The sequence below is a fragment of the Vibrio superstes genome, assembly GCF_003569005.1.
Classification (GTDB): domain Bacteria; phylum Pseudomonadota; class Gammaproteobacteria; order Enterobacterales; family Vibrionaceae; genus Vibrio; species Vibrio superstes.
The window spans coordinates 1563830-1586905 of record NZ_BCUR01000001.1; the positions used below are offsets into that span (position 1 = coordinate 1563830).

19 protein-coding genes and 1 pseudogene are annotated in these 23076 nt (G+C 42.9%); 9 read left to right on the forward strand and 11 right to left on the reverse strand.

The window, feature by feature from the left end; genetic code table 11:
• The first annotated feature begins 66 nt into the window (after nucleotides 1-66).
• Together D5I41_RS06685 and D5I41_RS06690 are read left to right on the forward strand one after the other, a co-directional pair.
• Entirely contained in the window at nucleotides 67-1503 is a 1437-nt protein-coding gene (locus D5I41_RS06685) for a coniferyl aldehyde dehydrogenase (RefSeq protein WP_119009111.1), read from the forward strand.
• Between the two features lie 187 nt (nucleotides 1504-1690).
• The gene (locus tag D5I41_RS06690; protein WP_119009247.1) at nucleotides 1691-2455 is read left to right on the forward strand and encodes a RecX family transcriptional regulator; all 765 of its coding nucleotides are present in this window, start codon (nucleotides 1691-1693) and stop codon (nucleotides 2453-2455) included.
• 76 nt (nucleotides 2456-2531) lie between these two features.
• Here D5I41_RS06690 and D5I41_RS06695 read toward each other — a convergent pair whose 3' ends face one another.
• The 3 genes from D5I41_RS06695 to D5I41_RS06705 form a co-directional block, all read right to left on the reverse strand.
• Nucleotides 2532-2864: a PBPRA1643 family SWIM/SEC-C metal-binding motif protein gene (locus D5I41_RS06695; protein ID WP_119009112.1), complete on the reverse strand. Its 333-nt coding sequence runs from the start codon at nucleotides 2862-2864 to the stop codon at nucleotides 2532-2534.
• A 547-nt stretch (nucleotides 2865-3411) separates the two neighbouring features.
• Nucleotides 3412-3867: a hypothetical protein gene (locus D5I41_RS06700; RefSeq protein WP_235868875.1), complete on the reverse strand. Its 456-nt coding sequence runs from the start codon at nucleotides 3865-3867 to the stop codon at nucleotides 3412-3414.
• A 93-nt stretch (nucleotides 3868-3960) separates the two neighbouring features.
• Entirely contained in the window at nucleotides 3961-4440 is a 480-nt protein-coding gene (locus D5I41_RS06705; RefSeq protein ID WP_119009113.1) for a porin, read from the reverse strand.
• A 455-nt stretch (nucleotides 4441-4895) separates the two neighbouring features.
• Between D5I41_RS06705 and D5I41_RS06710 the strand changes: the two genes are divergently transcribed.
• Nucleotides 4896-6446, forward strand: a complete 1551-nt coding sequence (locus tag D5I41_RS06710; RefSeq protein ID WP_119009114.1) for a winged helix-turn-helix domain-containing protein — start codon at nucleotides 4896-4898, stop codon at nucleotides 6444-6446.
• A gap of 101 nt (nucleotides 6447-6547) precedes the next feature.
• Here the strand turns inward: D5I41_RS06710 and D5I41_RS06715 are convergent.
• Nucleotides 6548-7108 (reverse strand): annotated as a pseudogene (locus tag D5I41_RS06715) (mechanosensitive ion channel domain-containing protein); the annotation flags it as partial.
• Between the two features lie 379 nt (nucleotides 7109-7487).
• On the opposite strand from D5I41_RS06715, the gene D5I41_RS06720 reads away from it, so the two are divergent.
• From D5I41_RS06720 to D5I41_RS06730, 3 genes are all read left to right on the forward strand, one after another.
• Nucleotides 7488-7880 (forward strand): hypothetical protein, encoded by a 393-nt coding sequence (locus D5I41_RS06720; RefSeq protein ID WP_119009116.1) that lies wholly within the window; start codon nucleotides 7488-7490, stop codon nucleotides 7878-7880.
• Between the two features lie 389 nt (nucleotides 7881-8269).
• The gene (locus D5I41_RS06725) at nucleotides 8270-9607 is read left to right on the forward strand and encodes a hypothetical protein (protein WP_147094850.1); all 1338 of its coding nucleotides are present in this window, start codon (nucleotides 8270-8272) and stop codon (nucleotides 9605-9607) included.
• 135 nt (nucleotides 9608-9742) lie between these two features.
• On the forward strand, nucleotides 9743-10663 hold the full coding sequence (locus tag D5I41_RS06730; protein ID WP_119009118.1) for a LysR family transcriptional regulator: 921 nt from the start codon (nucleotides 9743-9745) through the stop codon (nucleotides 10661-10663).
• 23 nt (nucleotides 10664-10686) lie between these two features.
• Here D5I41_RS06730 and D5I41_RS06735 read toward each other — a convergent pair whose 3' ends face one another.
• Complete coding sequence (locus tag D5I41_RS06735; protein ID WP_119009119.1) at nucleotides 10687-11718, reverse strand: DUF1254 domain-containing protein; 1032 nt, start codon at nucleotides 11716-11718, stop codon at nucleotides 10687-10689.
• A 510-nt stretch (nucleotides 11719-12228) separates the two neighbouring features.
• Nucleotides 12229-13704 (reverse strand): DUF1214 domain-containing protein, encoded by a 1476-nt coding sequence (locus D5I41_RS06740; protein ID WP_119009120.1) that lies wholly within the window; start codon nucleotides 13702-13704, stop codon nucleotides 12229-12231.
• A gap of 123 nt (nucleotides 13705-13827) precedes the next feature.
• Between D5I41_RS06740 and D5I41_RS06745 the strand changes: the two genes are divergently transcribed.
• Nucleotides 13828-14838, forward strand: a complete 1011-nt coding sequence (locus D5I41_RS06745) for an AraC family transcriptional regulator (RefSeq protein ID WP_119009121.1) — start codon at nucleotides 13828-13830, stop codon at nucleotides 14836-14838.
• A gap of 166 nt (nucleotides 14839-15004) precedes the next feature.
• Here the strand turns inward: D5I41_RS06745 and D5I41_RS06750 are convergent, their stop codons facing one another.
• Nucleotides 15005-16003: a DUF4382 domain-containing protein gene (locus D5I41_RS06750; RefSeq protein ID WP_119009122.1), complete on the reverse strand. Its 999-nt coding sequence runs from the start codon at nucleotides 16001-16003 to the stop codon at nucleotides 15005-15007.
• A gap of 168 nt (nucleotides 16004-16171) precedes the next feature.
• On the opposite strand from D5I41_RS06750, the gene D5I41_RS06755 reads away from it, so the two are divergent.
• Nucleotides 16172-16783 carry a glutathione S-transferase gene (locus D5I41_RS06755; RefSeq protein WP_119009123.1) on the forward strand — a complete coding sequence of 204 codons (612 nt, stop codon included), beginning with the start codon at nucleotides 16172-16174 and terminating at the stop codon, nucleotides 16781-16783.
• 57 nt (nucleotides 16784-16840) lie between these two features.
• Nucleotides 16841-17272: an RNA-binding S4 domain-containing protein gene (locus D5I41_RS06760; protein WP_119009124.1), complete on the forward strand. Its 432-nt coding sequence runs from the start codon at nucleotides 16841-16843 to the stop codon at nucleotides 17270-17272.
• A 47-nt stretch (nucleotides 17273-17319) separates the two neighbouring features.
• On the opposite strand, the gene D5I41_RS06765 is transcribed toward D5I41_RS06760, so the two are convergent.
• The 4 genes from D5I41_RS06765 to rnb all read right to left on the reverse strand — a co-directional run bounded on the left by D5I41_RS06765 (nucleotide 17320) and on the right by rnb (nucleotide 22935).
• Nucleotides 17320-18279, reverse strand: coding sequence for a hypothetical protein (locus D5I41_RS06765; RefSeq protein ID WP_119009125.1), 960 nt, complete (start codon nucleotides 18277-18279; stop codon nucleotides 17320-17322).
• A gap of 500 nt (nucleotides 18280-18779) precedes the next feature.
• Nucleotides 18780-19928: an iron-containing alcohol dehydrogenase gene (locus D5I41_RS06770; protein WP_119009126.1), complete on the reverse strand. Its 1149-nt coding sequence runs from the start codon at nucleotides 19926-19928 to the stop codon at nucleotides 18780-18782.
• Nucleotides 19929-20020: 92 nt separating this feature from the next.
• Nucleotides 20021-20803, reverse strand: a complete 783-nt coding sequence (locus D5I41_RS06775) for a helix-turn-helix domain-containing protein (RefSeq protein WP_119009127.1) — start codon at nucleotides 20801-20803, stop codon at nucleotides 20021-20023.
• A gap of 146 nt (nucleotides 20804-20949) precedes the next feature.
• A complete protein-coding gene (gene rnb / locus D5I41_RS06780; protein ID WP_119009128.1) occupies nucleotides 20950-22935 on the reverse strand; it encodes an exoribonuclease II in 1986 nt (661 codons plus the stop codon).
• Between the last annotated feature and the right edge of the window lie 141 nt (nucleotides 22936-23076).

The following is a 23076-nucleotide window of genomic DNA, read 5'->3' on the forward strand; positions in this document are numbered from 1 at the left end:
GACGTTATTACCTTACAATCCTCGTAATAAGTAGTTACAGCAAGATAAAACATAGGAACACCTTACATGGGTCAACTCAATCTAGTTTCGGATGATAACCTGAACCGAACTAACGATATCTACCTCAAGTTAGAGCAATTACAGGCAAACTATTCGAAAGAACCATACCCAAGTATTGAACTTAGAAAGCAGCGACTGGTATTACTCAATCAATCTTTGTTAGAAAACGAAAAGGCACTCATTGCCGCCTTGATAAAAGATTTTGGATTTCGCTCCGAATTTGATTCAGTGATGACGGATATTATTCCTACCGTTAATCAAATTAAGTACACCATCAAAAACCTAAATCGTTGGACTCGTCCTTCAAAGCGTCACGCGGGACTGATGCTGTCACCATCAAAGGTTCGAGTAGAGTATCAACCCGTGGGGGTGGTTGGCATTATATCGCCTTGGAACTTCCCAATAATGCTGAGCATAGCGCCATTAGCGACAGCAATAGCAGCGGGCAACAAGGTAATGCTGAAACTGAGCGAGTTTACGCCAAACACCAATGAGGTGATCGAAAGGATCTTGTCGGTTATCGATGAAGAAGTCACTGTGGTGCAAGGTGGCGCTGGAGTTGCCGCAAGCTTTAGTGAATTGCCATTTGATCATCTATTGTTTACCGGTTCGACTCACGTAGGCAGATTGGTAGCGCAAGCCGCTGCAAAAAACCTAACCCCAGTGACATTAGAACTGGGTGGAAAGACTCCCGTTGTGATTGCGCCTGATGCGCAATTAGACAAGATTATAGACTCCATTGTATTTGGTAAGTGTGTGAACGCAGGACAAATCTGCGTTGCCCCCGACTATGTATTAATTGAGCAGGAAAAAGCAGACGAGTTTGCAGAGCTGTTTATCAAGCGCTTTAACCATTTCTTCGGTAAAGACTTAGATCAAGTCAGTCATATTGTGAATCAAAGTCAGTATCAACGTTTGACTGCTTATTTGGAACAAGCTAGAGCAAATGACTCAGTTCGCGTTGTGCCTGTTGCTGTACGCGAAGGTGATTCAACAGATACTGGGCGCCAACTATTGCCTCACCTTGTGTTTAATCCAAGTAACGACTTAGACATGATGAAAGAGGAAATATTTGGGCCAATATTGCCTATCGTGACTTATCAAACCATGGAAGAGGCTGTTGAATACATCAACGACAGAGAGCGACCTCTAGCGCTTTACCTGATGAGTGATGATAGCCAAGCGATTGACTATGTCCTTGGAAACACGCATTCGGGTGGTGTTGCAATCAACGATACTATTTTTCATGTAGCAGCAGATGATGCTCCATTTGGAGGTATAGGACAATCTGGCGTTGGTCATTATCACGGGGAAGAGGGTTTTAGGACCTTTAGTCATGCTCGAACAGTGCTACATACACCAAGCTGGCTTCCAAGAACGGGTTTGCTACTGAAGCATCGAAAATTGGTATTAGCAATGATGCGAAAGGTGTTTGCTCGATAGCCAATACATCAAGCTCAATAGGAATCCTGTCGGTAAAACAGTGAGCAGGGTTCCTAAACTCATTCAAACCTTTATACTAATCCACCTTCCTTTCTACACTATCTTGCATAGTCAACTGCGCAAACAGAGAGATATTTTGTCTGATCAACCCAATCAAATTAGAAAAGCTAAGCGTATTGAAAGCGTGATGAACTCTGCGATGTGGCATTTAGGGCAAAGAGACCTTACTGAAACAGAACTTATCGCAAAACTCAGAGTAAAAACCGACAATGAGGAATGGATTCAAGAAACGCTAGAGAAGCTGCGAGGTTTTGGTTATCTAAAATCGGACCAAGACTTCAGCCGATCCTTTATAGAGCGCTCATTTTCTAATGAATATGGTTCTGGTTACATGCTAGATAAACTAAGAAAGAAGGGCATCCATGAGCAGGTTATTGTTGAGGTCATTGAGGAAGTAAAACAGCAACTGAATATCGATGAACAAGTGATGCTTGATCATAGGATCAATAGCTATTATAGCGAGTTGACTATGAGCAAAGAGAAGCTAGTTTCGACCCTACAAAAAAGGGGTTTTACTTATGCCCAGATCAAGCAAGCTATCGCTCAGCACCCTAGTGTTGAGCAGCTCAAAACGAATCTCGAAATAAAGGCTGAAAAAGCGGATCTAGAAAAAGAGGTGCTAAAATACGCTCGAAAGGGAAAAGGGCTCACTCTCATTCGGCAAGAACTGCGCCAAAGAAAGATAGACATTTCAGAGCTAGATACTGTGGTAGAAAGATTGATTAACGATGAACAAATCGATTTTTACTCGAGTTGTTTAGAGCAGCTGCAAAAGAAAAAGTATGACCTAAGCACTCATTCAGAGAGAGGAAAGGCGTATGCCATGCTTAGTAGAAAAGGGTATTCCTCAGAAGAGATAAAGTTTGCTTTGAGTGAAGCCGAAGAGGCTTGATTTGCAGTGAACTAGGTTACCGCCGGGTGAGGGCGGTATTCAACAGATATTGGTTTTGAGCGGTTAGATATAAAAGCTAGGCGCAACACTTCTTGTATTTCTTACCACTACCACAGCTGCATGGGTCGTTTCTGTTGGGTGTTTTCTCAAACACTGTCGTTTTTGGACGGTTTAATAGCGTATCCAACTCAAGGGTATTTTCTTCTTGATCTGAATCTACCACGATATCAGCAATGATAGAGTTCGCTTTTGCAAGTGCTTCAATCTCAGCTTTACGCTCTTCTGATGCCACTGTGATAGAAATTGGCGCTTCTTCGGTACCAGCTTTTACGTCACGGTTTACGTTGTATCCAGACATAACGTGGTTCTGTCTTGTTTCGATACGGCCTTTGAAAAACATTTTTGACATGCTAGTACTCTTTGATAGTTTGGTTTTGAACAAAATGAGCAGGGATTATACGTTGCATTCAGAAATGATAAAGCGCAGATTGAATATAAGGTGCAGATTCGGTCCCGAGCCTCGAACAAGTCATGTGCTTTCTAAGATTCCATCACAAGGCTTGAATAACGATTTATAGGGTACCCGTCATGCCCGAGGGCTTTTATCGGGCATCTGTTTTTATACAAGGTCCCCGACAGGTACGCCAGCCCGGAAAGCACCTCGGGGACGACGTTTATTAATCGCTGAACATCAAAGTAGTGGTCTAACAAGGCATATACTCTGTTAGATCACATTTAGATCGACTATCAATACTTGTGTATGCAAGTCAGGCTAGAAGCTAAAAATATTCCAACTTAGGGCGGAATGACGCTTTACTGCGAACTTACTGTCTACAACATGATGACATGTATATTAGACCGACCGTGAAAGCTATTGGGCGTAATGAAAGACGAGGGTGACTTCTCTACAAACAAAAAACCGATGCAAGTGCATCGGCTCTATATTGAATCATGACTTAGAAACGGTAGCTCACTCCAAAGCCTGCTCCTAGTTTCAGTTTTGAAGAGCTCTCTATCTGCCACTCTGGGTTGATGTGTGCATAAGCATTCCAGTTGCTAGCGAAATTCCAATCTAGACCTAGCGGTACTCTCAAACCAAAATCGTCATCCCACTCGTAGTAGGCACCGGCGCCAACAAACCAGGTAAAAGGAATATCACTAGAGAAGCTACCACGAGCGAAGTGATAATCAAACGCCATACCATCGTTACCGATAACAATATTGAACTTGTTATCCAGTCTAAGGACCGCACCCAAACCTTGGTCAATACCCATACCAACTTGAACTGAGGTGTTCACGGAGGTGTTCACGGAGGTGTTGGATTCCGCTCTAGCAGCGCCACTATAGGCTATTAGTCCGTATAGGAACATTGTCGTTAGAGCCAACTTATCAATCTTTATTTTACTCGTCATCTGTCTTTCCAAAATTTCTGTATCTTAAATTGTATAGAGCTGGCTTCGTCATCTGTAATAGGTAGTTATGAAGCCATCTGTTTGCTAGGGGTGTTAGAAGTGAAACTCTGCACTGATTGAGTAGCTATCTTCGACGACTTTGGCTTCATACGCGGTATATTCAAGCGCCAAACGAACAGGACCTAATGACACGCCTGTGCCAACCCCGTAGTAAATATCATTAGTGTCTCCAAGGTTACTTTGGAAGTGACCAATTCCAACACGGCCATAAACATCAAAGATGGCAATGGGTAGCATCACTTTTGCACTTGTTATCCAAGCATTAGAGTAGACATGTTCAAAATCTTTATGTGTATCAACAAAGTCTGCATATCCGCCTTCGATAGCGAACATGTCATGAATTTGATATCCAAGGTAAAGGTTGTAGCCACTATTCTGATCGGAGAAATCAGTATCTTCGTTCTTTACCTGATAATCAGAGTAAAGGTAGCTAGCACCGATATAAGGGTTAGCATTCACTTGAGTAACAAAAAAGGACAAAGCGAATGGAAGGATTAGTTTATTAAGTTTCATTTGTTTAAGACTCTAATATCAAAGTTGAATAAATTGTTCTAATCCATGAGTTTGTGGTCAATTGACTCTTTGCTTCCTGCTGCTAGCAGGTTTAGGAAATGTGTTCCTTTTAATGCCTGCGGTATGGGGTGCATTTTGATGATTGAGCGAGGTATTGGCATAAACGAAAGCTAAGCAGTTAATAAGGCTGTGATAACAAAGATATAAAACCAATAAATACAGTGACTTAGTGCTGAACTTATCTGAATTTTATAGTGAAAAAGTTCTGATTTTTAGAAAAATAGGCCGTTACAAACAGGATATCTGGCTGCGAAATCTGATTCTTATGTGGTGGTGATAAGGCGTAGCGCGTGATGGTGTTGATTTTGGAGTAGATAGTTAAAAATTGCCTGAAAAATCATTCTATTGCGTCTATGTTTAGACATAGATCCATTAAAAAAGATGAGTTGTCGTAGATGCTTCAGAAAAATATCAGTTTTATTGTCGATGAGTGGTGCTTTGTGCCCAACGAAGGTCAGATCCAGTTTGCTGATACTCTCGTCACGATTGATAATCGCATCTCTAAATTACTTGAATACTTCTGCTTAAACCCTGGGCTTACTCATACTCGAGATGAATTAATCGAACACGTTTGGGGAGGTACGGTTTTAACCGACCAAGCGGTAACTCAAGCGGTATTTGAATTACGTAAACTCCTAAAGAAGCACAGCCAGAAGCAATCTAGTTACATTGTCACGGTTACAAAGCGTGGCTATCGCTTCGATGGTGAGGTTAAGGTTGAAGCGATTGCTGTTCAGAAACCTGTTCAGAGACCTGTTCAGGAATCTGTTCAGGATTCTGTTACAAAGGTTGCCCCAGAGCCCGACGTTATTACAGCTTCTGTTCAGCGAACTATCGAAACGGAAAGTCAAATTGAACCCCAGCCATCGAGCTTGCCCCAAACAAAATCTAACAAATCGCGCCTGCCAGTAATTGTGCTTACTCTGATTGTTATCGCCTTGAGTTCGCTGCTTATATATCAACATCAAATCAATGGACCTAAGGATGCAGTAAATGCATCCCGCCATTTGAGTCATTATGAGTTTCGTTATGCGGTATTGAATATCAGTGAGGATGTAGTAGATAAACCTGAGCTGTATGGTGTGGTGATTAAATTAGTGGAGCATATCGGCTTTTATAGCAATATTCGGGTGGTGAAATCTGAAGAGCATAGGAAGTTAGCAGCAGTTGAGCTGAATTTTTCTACCGCGCCAAGCCGAGACGGAAAAAAATTGCGGCTGTTAGTTCAGTATCACAATCGCGTTTCAGATCAAACCCACTTGAATCGTCGTTACTCCACCAATTTTGCTAGGTTCCATGAGACGTTTCCTAACATGATTGATGATCTACTAAGAGCGATGTACATCAAAATTCCCGAAGAGGATATGGAGCGAGACATTTCGGTCTTTCCCAAAAATCCAGAAGCCCTTAAATCCTTAATGACAGCGACAGGTTTTACTTATCTTGGTGTTGATTTTGACAGTGCGGTTGAGCATTTTCGCAAGGCGAGGGAGTTGGTGCCAGACAATGCTTATGCTACTGCAGTGAGTTACATTAGCGAAATTATGTCAGTGTTTTCCAGTGACAAAGATGAACAAGCAGAGTTAATTGAAGACCTGAATCAAGAATACTCTTTAGCATTAGCGTCTATTTTAGAAAAGAGCAATAACCCAAAAGTTTGTGAGGCCTATGCCATCCTTGCCCTGTCAGAAGGGAAACCTGATCAGGCATTACAGGTATTGCTGTCTATTCCTTACAATCAACATACGCCATTGACTTATCTCTTGTTAGCAAAAGCAGAAGAGGCAAGAGGTCATACCGATGGAGCTAAGGAGTTATATTTACAAGCAACTCAAAACACCTCTTCACCGGTTGCCCTAGAAATAGCGAGTCCGTTATTTTTCGATAGTAATCTGGATTCCTTAATCAAAGAACTTAGCAGCAACAAAGTTGAGCATGAACACTAAGGGTTCTGGCTAAGTGAGACCTTTTGGTTCCTTTTTAATTGAGGGAGCAATTTATGTCGGAGTGTTGTTTTCTTTTCAGAGTTTGGATAACGCCGTTTGTTTTTGTCAGTTTGAGTGTAATTCTTTGCTGAAGTGCACTGATTTTTTTTAACGACCTTAGTGACACTTTTCTGCAGAAGTAAAGAGTTGGGATAGGTAATGATGTTACCTTCTGGATGTTTCAACAAGGTATGAAAAATCTTGATTTCAAGGAGTGTGCCTTCTATGTCATTACCATCAGCGATGATGACGTAGTCTCCGATGCGATAAGGAAAAACAAAGAAGATAAGAAAGCTTGCTGTGACATTACTCAATATTGACCACTGAGCAATAAAGCTTACACCAAGTATTGTAAACACAGACGACATGAAAATGGCGAACTCACCGTACCCTATACCACTGACAATCAGAAACGCACCGATTAAGACAAGAAGATAAAGAATGTTAAAGCAACGAAGAATAAACATGCTTCGAGCTTCAGAAACGGATTTCCTTTTTGATAATGCCCCAATAGTCTTAAGCGTGAATCGCTTTAGTCCCCAGTATATTGCGATAAACGCCGCTCCAAGAATGACATCGTACTCTTTGATGGCGTAAAAAATGCTATCTATTTGCATGGGCATAATAACCGCTTCATTTAATAAAGAGTCATTATGTTTGTCTCGTCAATACAAGTCATAAGCAAGTGATTAGCTTTATATCACTGTCTTGTTATATGCGTGATTGCTCCCTGTATTGGTGGCTATAATTTTGTTTATCCTCAATTAAGTTTCTGATATTTATGGTTTTATAATTTTGTTATATCAGCCTTATGGAACACTAACCCTTTGCTGATGCCAAGGGAAGCACGATTCGTAAAATGGCCGAACATTCATTCTGTTAACGAGTCGGTCATGATTTTTATTGTTATTAAACTAACCCTACTGGGTGTCCATAAATGGCGCAAGCATAAGCAAACCAGCAGTCGAGTATCACTAACTGCAGCGAAGGGAGGCTAAAAAGATGCTTTCCCTTTTTCTAACAAAATTGATTACTGGGTGGGTTGCTATTGATCCTAGAGGTTTAACTCCAGTTTATTTTGCTCAGGTGCATTCTCTAGGCGCGTCTCACTATAAGCAATTAGCAATAAAATCTGGGTTGATCATTGTCTCGACCTTACTTGCTTTTCTCACTGGAATCGTTGTCATTTCTAATGTGAATGCCATTCCTGCGCTTGTAGCTCAAATCATTGTAGGCGTGGCATTGTTTCTCACTTGTGTCGCTTTGATCAGCAAGAAAAAGACACATAAACGGATTAAAAAAGAGCACTGGGTAGGGAATGGGTTATACCAAAGAGAAACTTCTGCACGCACGGTTTATCCCTTGGCATCTCCTTATGCAATGTTCAGCTTGTAGTTTTTATTTACCTATAGTTCTCCTCATTTCAAGGATAAAATCATATAAATCAGTCTAGTGGCAGTACCTAAGCATTGCTGCCTTTAGAGTGGGATCTTTAGCTCGAGTAATCTGAAGCCTTTGTTCTGGTACCAGTACCAGACCTAGGCGGCCCACAGTAAATACTGAGTTAAGTGCGTTCTAAAAGGGAAGTAAAGTAAAGCATTGTAAATCCAGAGTGTTTAGCACTCGTATTCCATTCCTAGCTGTTAAAATCAAGACACGTTTTACTCAAAACAGAGCACCTAAAGAGGCTTCAAATGGACTTCAGGAAGATATTACTTTGGATAGTGTTTTTTCTACCGCCCAGTTTTTCATCCTATTCCAACGAGGTCGAAATGGTGCGGGATGTGACTCAGCAACAAGTCGATGAAAAAGCATTAACAGACGCGATCGCTTCACGTACTTTATCCTGGCTAACCGGTAGTTCGTCCAACAATGATTATATCTCTGTCGGCCGTTTGGCGAACTATTTTGGGTTTGTTGGTCTTCGAGTGGCTAGCGGGCACAGCTTATCGAGAAGCCAAGTTGCCAAGCAAACCTTGGCTGTATTAGATAAGAAACAAACAGAGATTCTGTTAGAACTAGTAGAAGATCAAAAAGCGCCGTTTAAACAGGTCATTGAGAGTCGTTATGAGATCAATCGAGCACTTGAAGGCTTGTTGGTTGGCGAAAGTCTATCCAGAACTGATTTTTTACTCTTAGGTCAGGATTATGGCCAAAGCGAAGCCGAACTGGGCAGAGTTATTGCTCAGTCCTTTGGGCAACTGATACCAACGCTCACTAACGAACAAAGAGAGCAGTTGCAGACTATTAGGGAAGCGCACCTTGCGGGTCGAGGCCATGAACTCTCCTTTGATGGTCCTAAACTCAAGATGAGCAAAGCAGATAAAAAAGAGTTAACTAATCTTGCGGCTCGATTGTTAAGTTGGTCTACGGGATCTGCTGAATTTAATGACTTTGAGGTTGTTGGCAAGCCTAGCCAACACTTTGGTTTCGTGAGCTTGCGAATTGAATCAAATCATGGTGTAAAGCGTGGCAAGGTATCAAAAGAGGTCATGTCACTTTTAACGGACAAACAAGGTAAACAATTGCAGCAAACTGCAAAGATTAATAACAGTCAGTTTCAAGAGTTTATGCAAGCTAGAGGGAAACTACTTCGTACTTTAGAGGTCGCTCTAGAGGGTGAAGTTATAGATAAGACAAAGGTTATAGAGTACGGGAAACAAACGGGAATATTAGAAGCGAGTATGACCTGGGAGCAAGCTCAGGTGATGTTAGAGATTCGACAAAGCCTAACGCAAGAGCAGGCTTCGACGTTACTGGATATGCGACGTAGGTACACAGCTCAGGTTGATTTGAAAGAAACAATGAGTTCGTTAGATAGAGGAAGACAACTCTACGCCCAATGCTCGCTGTGTCATTCAAATACCTTTTCTTCCACAGTAGCCCCAAATATAGACAACGTCGTAGGCAAACGTATCGCAAGTGATCAAGATTTTAGGCGCTACTCAGACGGGATGCAGGACTTTGCCAAGGAAAATAAAATATGGACAGAGCCCTTGCTACAGCGTTTTCTGGCGTCGCCAAAAACTCTAATTCCCGGCACCTACATGAGTTATCGGGGGTTAGATAATAGGCAAGACCGAGACGCGCTCTTAAAGTACATGAGTCAATCTCGTAATTGATTCAGGTATGACCCAACCGGTGCTAGTTGTTTAATCATATGGAACGGCAACTGAGTTTATCTAACTACTAATAACTTGGCTTAACCTTTTGATTAACCTAAAGTTAGACTTAATCATGTTCCAGAAAATATAGAAATGAAACGAATAGATCTCAATTTACTTCGAGTTTTTTGCGTATTGTTAGAGACAAAAAACACGCGTATTGCAGCAGAAAAACTGTCTATCAGCCAGCCCGCGGTGAGCAAATCGTTAAGTCGCTTAAGAGACTACTTTGGTGATGAGCTATTTACGCGAGTTTATGCGGGCCTGGAGCCAACACCAAGAGCCTTAGAGTTGGGTGAGAACATTCCCAGCTTGTTGCTTGAGCTTGATGGTGCCGTTTCGGGGCAGCAATCCTTTGAGCCGAAAGAATATGATGGTCGAATAACCGTAGCGATGAATGGTTTTATTGTGAACTGGTTGGGTTCCGCGTTGAGTGAGCGCATTATTCGGGAAGCCCCCAAGGCACAGCTTAATATTGTTAATTGGCAATCGAATACCCTAGATAAGATTTTAACTGGTGATATCCAATGCGCAGTGAATTACTCCCCATTAGAGACGAGTAAACAATTTGTCCAAAAAGTCATTGGGGGAGATGATTTTGTCGGGCTCGTGCGCAATAGCCACCCATTGGCAGGGAAGGTGATGACGATGGAGGATGCCAATACATCTAAATTTGTGAGCTTAGTTGTGCCTGGCTGGAATGAAAGTGTCGCTATGGTGGCCCGTTACTTTGAGGGCAAGGGAATGAAACCGAACATACAGGTGCGAAGTACGTATTTGCACATGCTTCTCGATTTACTCAAAGCTCATGATTTGATCCTGCCGTGTTCTAATAATTTGGCAGTAGCTTTACAGAATGAATTTTCACCCGTTTATTTTCCAATGACCACGCCTGCTGAACTTAAAGACGTTATCGCTATTTCCTCGCATAACAAACGTCGCCACCCAGTACAGTTGTGGGTCAACAATATGGTTTCAGACACGTTTAGGATATTAACTGAGAAAAGCCGGTGACAAGACACCGGCGAATTCTAGGGTTACTTGAGTGTTCTAACGTTCACGGTACGAAGGTTTTGCATGTAATCTAGGGTCTCTTTCACGTCTACTGGCTCGTAGAAGCGAATAATGGCGGCCCAGTTTTCTTCGACATCAAGAGAGTATTGTGCCAAGTCACCACCACAGTTGAAGAAAACTGAAGCGGTACCATCGCCGTTGTCTCGCATATCTTCACCAGCCATGTAGAAATTGTCTTTAGCTATCCAGCCGTTACTTCCGTAGGTGGTGATAGACCAATAACCGCCAAGTTCTTGATTCAGATTAGGCTTGTCAACACGCCATTCTTGACACTGCGTATCACCTTGGCCGGTAATGGCTTCTAAATATTGTGCTGTATCAGGCATTAGACCACCCCAGCCAAAGGCTGAAACGTATCGATAGTCATGGTCGGTTACGTCGTTACGAGTAATACCAAAACCTTTTGCTCCCTCTACAGTTGCTTCGCCCTTCATGACATTGTCAATGAGCTTCAAGCGATAGTCCAAAACGTTTTGCTCTTCATAACCCTTTGCATTGTATGGAGTATTTGAGTTTGCAGAGAAAGACAGCAGTTGTTGGCGACGCTTCACATCTTCTACATCGCCATTGTCTTTTGTTCTAGACAGTAGATACACATGATTACCACCCGAGAGATCTTCTGGAGTGATTGTCACCGTCTCGCCACGGCGCACGACTTTATGAGTCAGATGATTCTCATCGATAATGTGGATGATCTGAAACTCATCATTATTCTTATCGGTAACAGAAAAAGTAGCTCCTTTACTGACATCGACCACAGCTAGGGAGTAAACCACGTCTCTATTAGAGCGAATGACGGTTTGATTTTCTTTGCTGACAGGGGCGTTATGTACCCAGGTATTGACGCCAACCTCTTCGGCGACCTGTAGGAAGTTCCAATCGGTTTCAGCAACAACATAGTTGTCCCAGTTAACATTATCAACGGGTGAAATATCAGCCGCAGTTGATCCAAAACTGAAAATTGCCAGTGATGTAGCCAGAAGTGTTTTTTTCATCATCTTACCTATTCGAAGAAGTCATCAATGCAGATGTTTGCATAGGGCTAGAATAGGTAAATCGGTGTAATTACGACAATGAATTAACTGGATACAAATAATAATCTATGGTTATTAAATGCTAGGTAAACGGATAGGAATGCAAGTTTCGTCAAGAAGTGGATTGAGTATTCTTTTGAAGGGTATGGGCGATCTTCGTTAGCCTTAATTTTAAGCTTAGCCTGACGCTGTGCTGTATTTGAGCCAGCGATCTTAGCGATGATATCATCAGCTTACATAGTCAAAGATTGGCCAGGCTCAACTACTTGGTGAAAAAGATGAAGCTCGTCCATTCGATGAATCATTGGCAGTATTCTGAATCTGGATTACCAAAAATAGAGGGTTAGCCCAGTGGTTAGACAACAGGTATTTGATGTGATTGGAGAAATCCATCGGGAGACACGAATAGAAAAGGACCTCGACTAAAACAGTTGAGGCCCTTGGATTATCTAATGGTCAGTATGTTCGGGGTTATTTTACTCGCTGAAAGTTTGGCACTATGGTGTCAGATGCTTGTTCAACAAATTCTTTGCTTGGAGAGTAAGCACGGAAGTACACAAACCAGTTCTCATCTGGACGAGTCTCTACCCAATTGGCTTCGTTAACACCATCCGGCTTGGTTGGAGAAAAGTGGAATGTGTAGTTACCATCGGCATCTTTTTCAGTGCCAGGGACGTTTGAACCGACATCAGCTCGCTGAATTTTATTGTCAATGATGGCTCGATTTTCTACGTTGTACACCGTAATGGTCCAAAACAGATCGGCAAAATTAGCATCACCATCCAATGTTAATGTGTAGTGTTCACTACCGTTGAGCCCGAGCCCGTCATTATCGCGATAATTATCTAGATAGATTTGTCCCCAACCGCCGTTTTCAAATCCGTGCATTGCAATGTCATTGGTGACGGCTTCATAGAACCATGCAGCACGGCCATCTAGATCCATACCGTGGTCGCGGTCTTGGTTAGGTGTTGATGCTGTTGCTACCTCCCATGTATTACCCTTAGGGCCGTACGCGGATTGTGGCAGGCGCTCTGTTTTATTAAAGTCTATGTTTTTTACCATAGCTTCACCCATAACGACGGCTTGTTCTAGGAGTACGGTTTGATGTTGGCTTGGAGTAAATTTAGATCCTTTTTCAAAGCCAAGAGGACGCAGCATATCGTGCATAATACGGTCACGTTCTGCTACAGGCTCGGACTGCATTGCTAGGTCTAAAGTTTCCCAAAATTGCATACCTCGTGGTTGCTTCGCATCCAAACCGACCTTGGGAAAATTAACTCCTTTTGTTGTTAAAGGAGAACCGTCCATATGAGTGATCTTTAGATTCGCAAGATCTTGCATTCGTTGTTCTTCTGTATTCGCCATCAGACGTACACCAAAGAAAACATTGTTGGTGTCAGATTCGAGAACAACAGCATCTTTAGGTAGATTACTTGGTGTTTCGCTACCTGTTGCTTTGATCACGTAAGTGCCAGGCTCCGTCATTTGAGAAATACCAATCTGCCACATTGTATGGACCGCGCCACGCAGTTCGTTAGTCGGGATTTCAACCACTACCGGTTCTTTTTCTACATTAAACCAGGTGATAGCGTAGGGTGTTGAGGTGTTGTATGTCAGTCCGCCTAGTTTTGATTTATGTGATTCAACGTAAGATATTTGCCCATCTTCTGCGCCCATGTCGGCATAGGCTTGTTTCCATGCATAGCTAGATACCAATGGTACTGCCCAAATATAGGCTTGTGAGGCGCGCTGATAATCAATTTCATTAAAGATTCGTTCTGACGTTTCTTGGGTAGGTAAACCGTGAACAAAGTCATTGTCAAAACTGAAGGTACCAGATGGTGTAGTAATTTCGTTCTCTGCTACAGAGGTATTGTGAGTTGTACAGCCGAACAAGGTGACCGTTAGGATTGAAGCGAGTAGGGTACGATTTAGAGTTTTCATATTACTTCTCTTAAATTGAATTATGGGTTGCATTTGTGTGAGCGATTATCATCCTTGACCAAACTGCTGGCAGGGAGTATAGAATTAAGGAAAGAGGAATAATTGATATTATGAGAATGCACAATGAAAACTGAATATCGCTTGAGTTCGTTGTATTTAACAGCATTTCCGGGGTTATGCTCGGAGTACGCGATGAATCCTGCTGTGCTTGCCGCAAAACTAAACCTGCCCATATCAAGTTTACACAACGACAAATTCGAATTGAGCCATCAGGATTTCACACAGTTGCTCAATGTGGCCGCGAAGGAAAGCGCCGATCCATTATTCAGTTTGGAATTGAGTCGAAGAATTGACTACCAGTCTTTAGACGTGGCGATGTTGTTGATATCAACTCAGGAGACGATGCTGAACATCTATCCGGTATTGAAAGGCTTATACAGCTATCAAAATCGAGGTTCGCGTCACCAATTAGAGTTGAGAGGGAATATCGCTAGACACAGTGTTGAGTTCTTATTTGATAAGGAAATGGACATTAACCAACACGCGCTTTTATCTATTGGTGGTGTATTTAAGACATTCAAAATGGCTTTTGGTGAGCGACTCAAGATTCAAAGAGTTTGCTTTGTTGACCAGTATAAGGGAGAACTTGAGCGACTTGAGGCATTCTTTGGCTGTAAGGTATTGCTCGGAAGTGATTTTAATGGCTTTGAGTTTTCCCAATCACAACTTGCTTTAAAGCCGGATTTGCATATGGAAGTGACTTACCAAATGCGTAGGCATCTATCGCGTGGACTGCAGCACTATAAGTCGTTGATAGAGATTGTAACTAACTCAATTCTACTGCTTATGCCACTCGGAGATATTAGTAAATCTCGTACAGCCACTATGTTGGGGGTGCATCCGAGAACGCTACAAAATCTTCTAAATAGTAAAGGGTTAAGCTACAGAAGCATTTCTTGCACTGTTCGGGATAAGCAAAGCAAACGTTTCTTAAAAGAGACGGATTACTCGATAGAGCAGATTGCACAGATGGTTTGTTACGGTTCATCGGCAGCATTTGTTCGACAATTTAAGGAGCAAAATGGGACGACGCCGCTTCAATACAGAAAGCAGTGTAAACGCCTTAGTCGATGAACATATACGGGAGGGATTGTCGACAGTAAAATATGCCCCGAATTCGAGGCTTTGTGATACTTATACGAATTTAACTCGCTATGACCCGTCCCTATAAAGAGGGCTTTAATTAGAAATAAAAGCCCTTGGTTTTAATTCATCACTGTCAGTTAGAACCTAAATAATATTATGGCTGAACTGCATCTAGGTCGACAATCTTGTCCATACCATCGGTAAGTTCAACCTCTTCGATTCCATCATTACCTGTATCCAAACTGGTTTGGGTATATGGGATATCGAGCATGTCCCAATTGATAGGATCATCTCCCAAACCGTTACAGGTGTATGCGATGGTGTATTGCCCTGATTCTAGGTAGCCGAATTCATAAGCACCGGTAGCTGAATCGACAGAGGTTGAAGCAACAGGTACTTGATAGCCTTCAGTAGGTAGGTCGCCTACAAACTCCTCATCCGTTGGGTCCAGATTGTCCACCAAACTGCCTATTTCCAATCCATGGTTTGCATAGAGATAGACAAAACCGTTTGTTATCTCATCAGTGTCGGAAGGGCAGTTGTCACCGGTATAAAGGGCACTGCTTACGGTACCGCTAAGTCGTGCCACCGTAGTATTGTCATGAATGCTGATACCATGAGGCTTTAGGATATACCCATTTTTTGCATCAACTCCGCGTTCAACAAGCGACTTGCGAAGGTCGAATTCAATGGTGAATCCTTGGGTTCCCTCTACCGTTACCTCAAAGCCACCTAGCTTTAGTTTGTTGCTTGGCTGCTTAAGCGGGTGTTGTACTTGGTTGTCTAACACATAGTTCATGGTTCCTGTTGAATCAGGCACCACATGCAGGGTCATGCTTTTGTATTCGCCAACCGGCAGAGTGAAGTCCTCTGCAATTAATAGCCTTTCCGTTCCTTGATAATCTAAGATATCAAACTGTGCGTAGGCGTTGTTGCCTTCGGTTACATCATAAGTGTAAGTCTCACCAGATTCACTGGTCACCTCGATTTGTTCTACGGTAATCATCACTTCTTCTGCACTATCTACTGGTGCGTCAGAAACATAGAAAGAGACTTGGGAGGTCGCAGTCTTGTTATCACCACTGTCTCCACCACAACCATAAAGTGAGAGTGTCATTGCAGTCGCTATTGCTGTGAGTGTTAATGTTTTCATTATCGTGTCTCTATATCTTGAATGTAGTAATTGTAGTTGTTTGCAGGCATTGTAGGTTGTGTTCTTTGTCTAATGTCAGTTGTGTGACAGCAGTATGCAAAACGATGAGCATGAGCTAAATTATTGGCTAGACTGACTAGGTTATTGTTTCTAATAAGGAAGTGTGGAATGAAATTGTATGAATCGGCGGCAACGCCAAGCTGTAGACGTGTATCTATTTTTCTTAAGTTAATTGGTGCTGAGGTAGACCGAGTTTCGGTTGATCTTAAAGGTGGAGAAAACATTACGCCAGAATTTCAGAACAAGAGTGCCAGCGGCACAGTACCGCTGTTGGAGCTTGATGATGGTACCAACATCAGTGAGTCGGTAGCGATTTGTCGTTACTTCGACCACCTGGTGCCTAATTCAGCAAATTTATTTGGTACGCCTGGCGTGCAAAGTGCGCAAGTAGAAATGTGGCATCGTATTGTTGAGTTTCAAGGCTTGATTGCTGGCTTCCAAGCATTCAGAAATATCACAGGTTTCTATTCGGATCGCGAGAACTGTGTGAGCGAATGGGGTGAGGAATCCAAGGGAAGAGCGATCGCTTTCTTAGACAAGCTAGAGATGAGATTAAGTCAGTCAAGTTACGTTGCGGGAGAACAGGTCTCCATTGCTGACATCACGGGTTTCTTATTCATTAACTTAATGAAGGGCGCGTTCAAAGTACAGATCGAAGATGAGTACACGCATATTCAAGTGTGGCATTCAAAACTTGGCGCTATGCCTGAGTTCCAATAGCAGTTAGAATAGCCGCCAGATAATGGGCATTGCCCGGTTAATGAATTTGGAAATACAGTGGATCACTTAGAAGACGAAATCGAAATTGAAGCTATTGGCGTTGAGGTTTCTACTCAACCTATTGAACTTTATAAGGTTCTTAAGATTGCTGACGCCGTAAGCGGCGGCGGTGAGGCTAAGCACGTAATTAGTGAAGGTTATGTAGCTGTCAACGGCGAACTCGAAACCAGAAAACGTCGCAAGCTGGTGGACGGTGATCTTGTTCAGTTTAACGAAGAGTTCTATCTAGTGATCTACGTCGATCCTGCTGATGTTCCTGAAGTAGAGTATGAAACTGAGTACGATGCTGGCGATCAGGGCATCGATGACGAACCTGAGTATGTAGAGAGTGATGTTTTCGAACAGGTAGAGACTGAAGAGGTCGAGCCTGAAGAAGAGGACACTCCTAAGGATCCGAGAACGAGTCGTAAATCAATTGACTTCTTTTAAGAGAATCAAATAAAGAAAAGGCAGCTTAAAAGCTGCCTTTTTTATTGCTAGTAATCTTGGTCTAGGATGTTGGCGTTGTCGTTGAACCATTCCCATTTTGTTTGAGTAGTTTCGATACCATTCTCGCTAAGTCCGTTAATTATTGTTAGATCCATAGAAACGATACCAATTCCGGGATGAATTAACACATCTGCTGGGGTGAATACTTCAAAAGTACTATCGTCACTATCATAGTAAGACACTGTTTGTAGGAACTGCAGGGTTTCATATGTGTCCCCATTACTAGTTTTATAATATGCGGGTCCAGTGACAATTTGTTGGTCAAGCGTTACTGTTGTAAGCTGCTTAAACGGGCTGAGCGTCGCAGGTATAGTACATGACATGCTGAAGTCTGCGCGAAGGTTTTGTTGCTTAGGTTTGGTATATTTACAAAGCGGTTGCTCATTGTTTGCGATTACAGGTTCATTCGTTAATGCATCGAAGCTTCTGTATGCACCTAGCTCAGTCGCTCCTAGCGCCATAGGAAGTGCAAAATTGGCATAAACGGCTTTTCTAATTTGCTCTTCTGAAGTGAGATCATCTTTTCTCAACAGCACTTTAAGCTGATCTTGCGTGGTGGCTAAACCAGGGACGCTAACTTCTATTCTATGAGAATTGCCATTTTTTGTATCACGACCCTCATCATTTGATTTAAATCCTTGCCACTCATAGGTGAAAATCTTATGGGTTTCTGTAGCCAAGTCAGCATCGACTCTATCGATGTTGAAGGGTTTATCCGCGCTAAACTTTACAGCTGAAATGATATCATCTGTATCTGCTCTGTCTTCACTGCTAGCTGTTACATTCCAGTCATGATCTCGGTTAACTGTTGGTTGAAGATTGTTGAGAGCCTCAATATCTCCCTTACTTAACTTAGGAGCCTTGATGTCTGTTGAGTTGGATTCTCCACCGCAGGCTGTTAGACCGATAGATAGAAGTGCGATAGGCACCAATTTGAGCATATTCATAGTATCCCCCTTGCAGAATTCATTATACGCAATCGTTTAACTAAGGCTGAGTGTAGAGGTTCATATCAATACATCAATAGGACGAAAATGGAATCTTAAGTTTGCCGCGGTCTGTGAAATTGCAGTCAACCTAGTGGTTCAACTGGACGAGAACGGTGTTAATTGACGGTAACTATCTATCCATTTTAGGTAGTAAGATAGGATTGTGAAACGCACAGGGAAGGGTTGGGTTTTCTTTCTAAGTTATTGATATTGAAGGGTACTGTCGGGCTGTGTCAGCAGCGCGCCAGAGAGTATTTACTCACAGGTTAAAAGCTTGGATACCGAACTTGCCAATGAAAAACCATGAACAGTTTTCTCTAAAGAGTTCCACAAAAGCAATTGTTACGGTTATGAATTCTTGTTTTTGACAAAATAAGATTGCATGCAAAAGCTAAAGTCTAGGTAATCAAAAAGGCAATCTGTCGTGGTTACTAACAAATTGCCTTTTGCATATTGGATCAGCTAACGGCGTTAGCCAAGATCTTCTTGGTTTCATCCAGTGTAATGGCTTGGTTCTCACCAAGGGACACTAAACCATGTTGCTCAAGCTGAGTTATGATGGCAGAAATTGCCTCTGACTTGTCGCCATTGTGTTCTGTCAGTTGAGTTGGCACATTCAAACCATGATAGAAGCCTTCGATAGCATCGATGGTACGCTCAGCCAAATCGGCACTCTTGGTCAACCCAAATACATTGATACCCATTTGTTCTAGTTTCGCGCGTTTTACTTCAATCTGATTACGAAGGAGTGAAGGTTGAATGATGGCCAATGAACGAGCGTGATCGACATCGTAAAGCGCTGTCAGTTCGTGCCCAATCATATGTGTTGCCCAATCTTGTGGTACGCCACATCCAATTAAGCCATTGAGAGCTTGGTTTGCTGACCACATCAGGTTTGCACGCCATGCGTCGCTGTCTCTGTTCGCAAAATCATTGCCTAATTGGATTAAGTTTTTAAGCAGTGCTTCTGCAAAGCCATCTTGAACCATGCCACCTGCAGGTTTAGTAATGTATTGCTCACATACGTGAACCCACGCATCGACTAGGCCATTAAGCTGCTGTCGTTCAGGTAGGGTTTTCATTGCGTCAGGGTCAAGTACAGCGAACTTTGGTTGTACGAACGGAGATAAGAAACCAGATTTATGTTGGGTCGCTTTTTTAGTGACTACGGCGCCTTTATTAGACTCTGAACCTGTCGCTGGAAGCGTAAGAATTGCGCCTAGTGGTATAGCGTCTGTCACCTTATAGTCGCCGGTCATTATATCCCACCCATCTCCGTCGTAGAGCGATGCAGCAGCAATGTATTTGGTCCCATCTATTACTGAACCGCCACCCACAGCAAGTAAGTAAGTGATACCTTCTGCCTTAACGATTTCAACCGCCTTGTTAAGGGTTTCTACTGTAGGGTTTGGCTCAACACCAGAAAACTCTTGCCACTGATAACCTTCAAGCGCTTTAGCCACTTGATTATACACGCCATTCTTTTTAATCGACCCACCGCCGTATACCACCAAGACTTTGCTGTCCGTTGGGATCACTGTGTTGATTGCGGCGATTTGGCCTTGGCCAAAGAAGATATTTGTTGGATTAGAATAACTAAATTGCATGGAACATGTCCTTTGTCGTTATTGGCATCTGGTCGGGCCACGTTGGTCGGGCCACGCTGGCCGCGCCATGATGCATGAATTTTACACTTTGCTTAGGGTGTTCTGCGTTCTCGCCTGAACACCTTAGGTGTGCAGCCATAGATACTTTTAAAGGCGTTATTAAAGTGTGTAGCACTGTTGAAGCCACATAGAGATGCGACTTCAGTGACACTTGTACGTCCTGATCGCAAGATTGTAGCGCCTTTGTAGATTCTTTTTTTCTTAAGCATATCGGTAAACGATAAACCTTCTTCAGCCAGTCGTCGTTTCACCGTGGTTACGGAGACCTGTAGGTGCTCAGCAAGCATAGGCAGGCTTTGTTCTTTATCTAGCCTAGCATCCATAAACAGGGATACCTTTTCGGTGAAACTGACAAGCGTTGCGAGCTGCACTGCGCTTAAAACTGAAGGGTATTTATCTGTCGTATGCGAGAGCAATGCGTTCACTAATGAGTGTTGAACCTCGAGTTTACAGTCTGATAGCTCGCTACTCGTGATCAGCGTGGCAAGAAGCTGATGCTCAAACGGATCTGCCTTGAAAAAATAAACAGGCTGGTGGGTTAAGGTTGTATTAGGGGTAGAGCCAAAACTCAACAGCACTTCGTATTCGATAAGTATTAACGTGGCTTCAAAATCACTATCGGCATCAATAGAGGAGGTCAGAAGTTGTTGTGAAAGAAACGCAAATTGGTTTGGGACAACCTCGTGCTGCTGTTCGTTTTGCTTCCATCTCAAACGGCCACTATTTACCACAACAAAACCTGCGGGCTTGGTTGGATGATCTTTTAAGACCAGTTGGGCATGATTTGAAAAATGTAAACAAGCAAAAGGTGACACGCACAAATCCATAACTGCAACGATGGAATGATTCTATCTCAGATTGGCTAACGATAGGAAAGAGTTTACTTAAGTAGTTGAATTTGATGAATACAGTGAGACGAATGTCCCATAGAGTAGCGTTGGCTACTCTATGGGAGATAAGATTAAGCGTCTTCTTTCGGTAGGTCAGCAAAAACCTCAGTTGGTTTCGCTACCATGTTGCGCTTATCAATATCCACATCGGTAAGAACAACTTCTACGATGTCGCTTAGCTTGTAGATAACTTCTTTATCGATTGAAACTGTACCTTGCTCGGCATTGGATTCAATTCGCTCTTTGTTATCCATAATTAGAGAATTAGGAACAAATGCAGCCGCACCATTTTCAATCAAGCGAACGCGCATACCACTACGGCCAATATCAAAGATCTCGCCCTTAAACTTGGTTTCAGCTTCTACGTCCTGTTTCAGTGTGCGGGCATAGAGCCAGTCGCTGACCTTACGCTCCGCCATTCTGTGATGCTTACGGTGAATCGCTAGTTCATCACCTACTTCATCATCTGGAGTTTGCACAGGTTCTTTGTTCAGAATCACAGCTTTAAGAAGACGATGGTTAAGCATGTCGCTGTACTTACGAATAGGAGAGGTCCACGTCGCGTAGATATCTAAACCCATTGCAAAGTGCGGTGCAGGCTTGTTACCCATTTCACCATAACTTTGATGTTTACGAATGCGGTTATCTAGGTATTGAGTTTCTTGATTGTTTAACCAGCGACGTAGGGCGGTAAAGCCTTCAAGAGTGATGACATTCTCAGCATTGAAGCCATCTGCGCCATGCTCTGTCACTAAGTCGATAACGTTAGTTACTTTATCTTCTTTAAGACCAGCATGAGTATTGAAGATGCCCATATTTAGCTTGTCGCTTAGCACGCGACCCGCACAAATATTTGCGGTGATCATAGCTTCTTCTACTAGCTTGTTAGCTGAACGGCGCATATCAGAGTGGATCGCGATAACATCGTTATCTTCACTCAGTTCAAAGCGATAGTCTGGACGATCTGGGAAGATAACTGCATTGTTTTCACGCCACTCGCTGCGCGCTTTTGCCATCTCGGCAAGATCAGTCACTATGGTGGCAATCTCTTCGCTTGGTGACCATTTATCACAACTGCCTGTTTCTAGGAAGTCAGAAACATTGCCGTACGCCAGACGCGCGTGAGATTTGATATTAGCAGCAAAGAAACGTATATCGTCTTGGATAGTGCCATCGCTGTTTACTGTCACTGTGCAACATAGAGCAGGGCGCTCTTGGTCTTGAATAAGAGAGCACAAGTTGTCAGCCAGATCGCGAGGGAGCATTGGGATATTGCGACCCGGAAGATAAATGGTAAAACCGCGTTCACGTGCCACTTTATCCATTTCATCATCAGGAGTGATGTACGCTGTTGGGTCAGCAATGGCAATTGTTAGCTCAAAGTTACCTTCGGCGGTTTTACGAGCATACAATGCATCATCCATATCCTTTGTTGATTCACCATCGATGGTGACAAAAGGGATATGAGTAAGGTTTTCACGGATTAAATCAGCATCATCATGAAGCTTCCAGTCGTCAATGCCAACTGGCTCAGAATTAGGAAGGTCATTTTCAGCTAGAGTTACCCACCAAGGCGCTATTTTGTCGTTAGCATCGGTGATCTTTTCTGTAATTTCGACCATAAAGCCATCGGCGCCCTTGAGAGGGTGCTGAATGACTTGAGCGACAACCCAGTCACCTTCAGCAAACATATCATGCTTTAAGCCTTTGGCAGTTTTCGCCTTAAGAGATAGATTGCGTAGCTGTGGTTGATCCGGAACGACGTTGAGACGTCCTTTAAACAGCTTAACGCGGCCAATGAAACGAGTGATGGCTTGTTCTACCAACTGATCTGGTTCTGCGAAATCTTTGTCATTCTCAGAACGGATCAGAGCAACCACTCTGTCACCGTGCATGCACTTTTTCATTTGCGGGGGCGGGATGAAGTAGCTGGTCTTGTTATCTACTTCTAGAAAGCCAAACTTCTTATCAGTCGCCTTGATGGTCCCTTCTTTTGTAGGGATAGTTTCTTTGATCTGCTGTTTTAGTTGAGCAAGCAACGGATTGTCTGCAAACATCTATCTTCGTCTTAATGAAATAACCGGCACACTATAATGATTTCGAGGGTTTTTAGCCAGCCTTGGTTAAATAATGAACGCACTTTGGTTAGTTGGGCACTACACTGTACTGCGTATTGAAAAAGAACGGCGAATACTGAG

Bases quoted from the DNA above. Each gene is read 5' to 3' on its own strand.
- D5I41_RS06685 (WP_119009111.1), top strand. From the start codon at position 67: ATGGGTCAACTCAATCTAGTTTCGGATGATAACCTGAACCGAACTAAC.
- D5I41_RS06690 (WP_119009247.1), top strand. From the start codon at position 1,691: ATGAACTCTGCGATGTGGCATTTAGGGCAAAGAGACCTTACTGAAACA.
- D5I41_RS06695 (WP_119009112.1), bottom strand. From the start codon at position 2,864: ATGTCAAAAATGTTTTTCAAAGGCCGTATCGAAACAAGACAGAACCAC.
- D5I41_RS06700 (WP_235868875.1), bottom strand. From the start codon at position 3,867: ATGACGAGTAAAATAAAGATTGATAAGTTGGCTCTAACGACAATGTTC.
- D5I41_RS06705 (WP_119009113.1), bottom strand. From the start codon at position 4,440: ATGAAACTTAATAAACTAATCCTTCCATTCGCTTTGTCCTTTTTTGTT.
- D5I41_RS06710 (WP_119009114.1), top strand. From the start codon at position 4,896: ATGCTTCAGAAAAATATCAGTTTTATTGTCGATGAGTGGTGCTTTGTG.
- D5I41_RS06720 (WP_119009116.1), top strand. From the start codon at position 7,488: ATGCTTTCCCTTTTTCTAACAAAATTGATTACTGGGTGGGTTGCTATT.
- D5I41_RS06730 (WP_119009118.1), top strand. From the start codon at position 9,743: ATGAAACGAATAGATCTCAATTTACTTCGAGTTTTTTGCGTATTGTTA.
- D5I41_RS06735 (WP_119009119.1), bottom strand. From the start codon at position 11,718: ATGAAAAAAACACTTCTGGCTACATCACTGGCAATTTTCAGTTTTGGA.
- D5I41_RS06740 (WP_119009120.1), bottom strand. From the start codon at position 13,704: ATGAAAACTCTAAATCGTACCCTACTCGCTTCAATCCTAACGGTCACC.
- D5I41_RS06745 (WP_119009121.1), top strand. From the start codon at position 13,828: ATGAAAACTGAATATCGCTTGAGTTCGTTGTATTTAACAGCATTTCCG.
- D5I41_RS06750 (WP_119009122.1), bottom strand. From the start codon at position 16,003: ATGAAAACATTAACACTCACAGCAATAGCGACTGCAATGACACTCTCA.
- D5I41_RS06755 (WP_119009123.1), top strand. From the start codon at position 16,172: ATGAAATTGTATGAATCGGCGGCAACGCCAAGCTGTAGACGTGTATCT.
- D5I41_RS06765 (WP_119009125.1), bottom strand. From the start codon at position 18,279: ATGAATATGCTCAAATTGGTGCCTATCGCACTTCTATCTATCGGTCTA.
- D5I41_RS06770 (WP_119009126.1), bottom strand. From the start codon at position 19,928: ATGCAATTTAGTTATTCTAATCCAACAAATATCTTCTTTGGCCAAGGC.
- rnb (WP_119009128.1), bottom strand. From the start codon at position 22,935: ATGTTTGCAGACAATCCGTTGCTTGCTCAACTAAAACAGCAGATCAAA.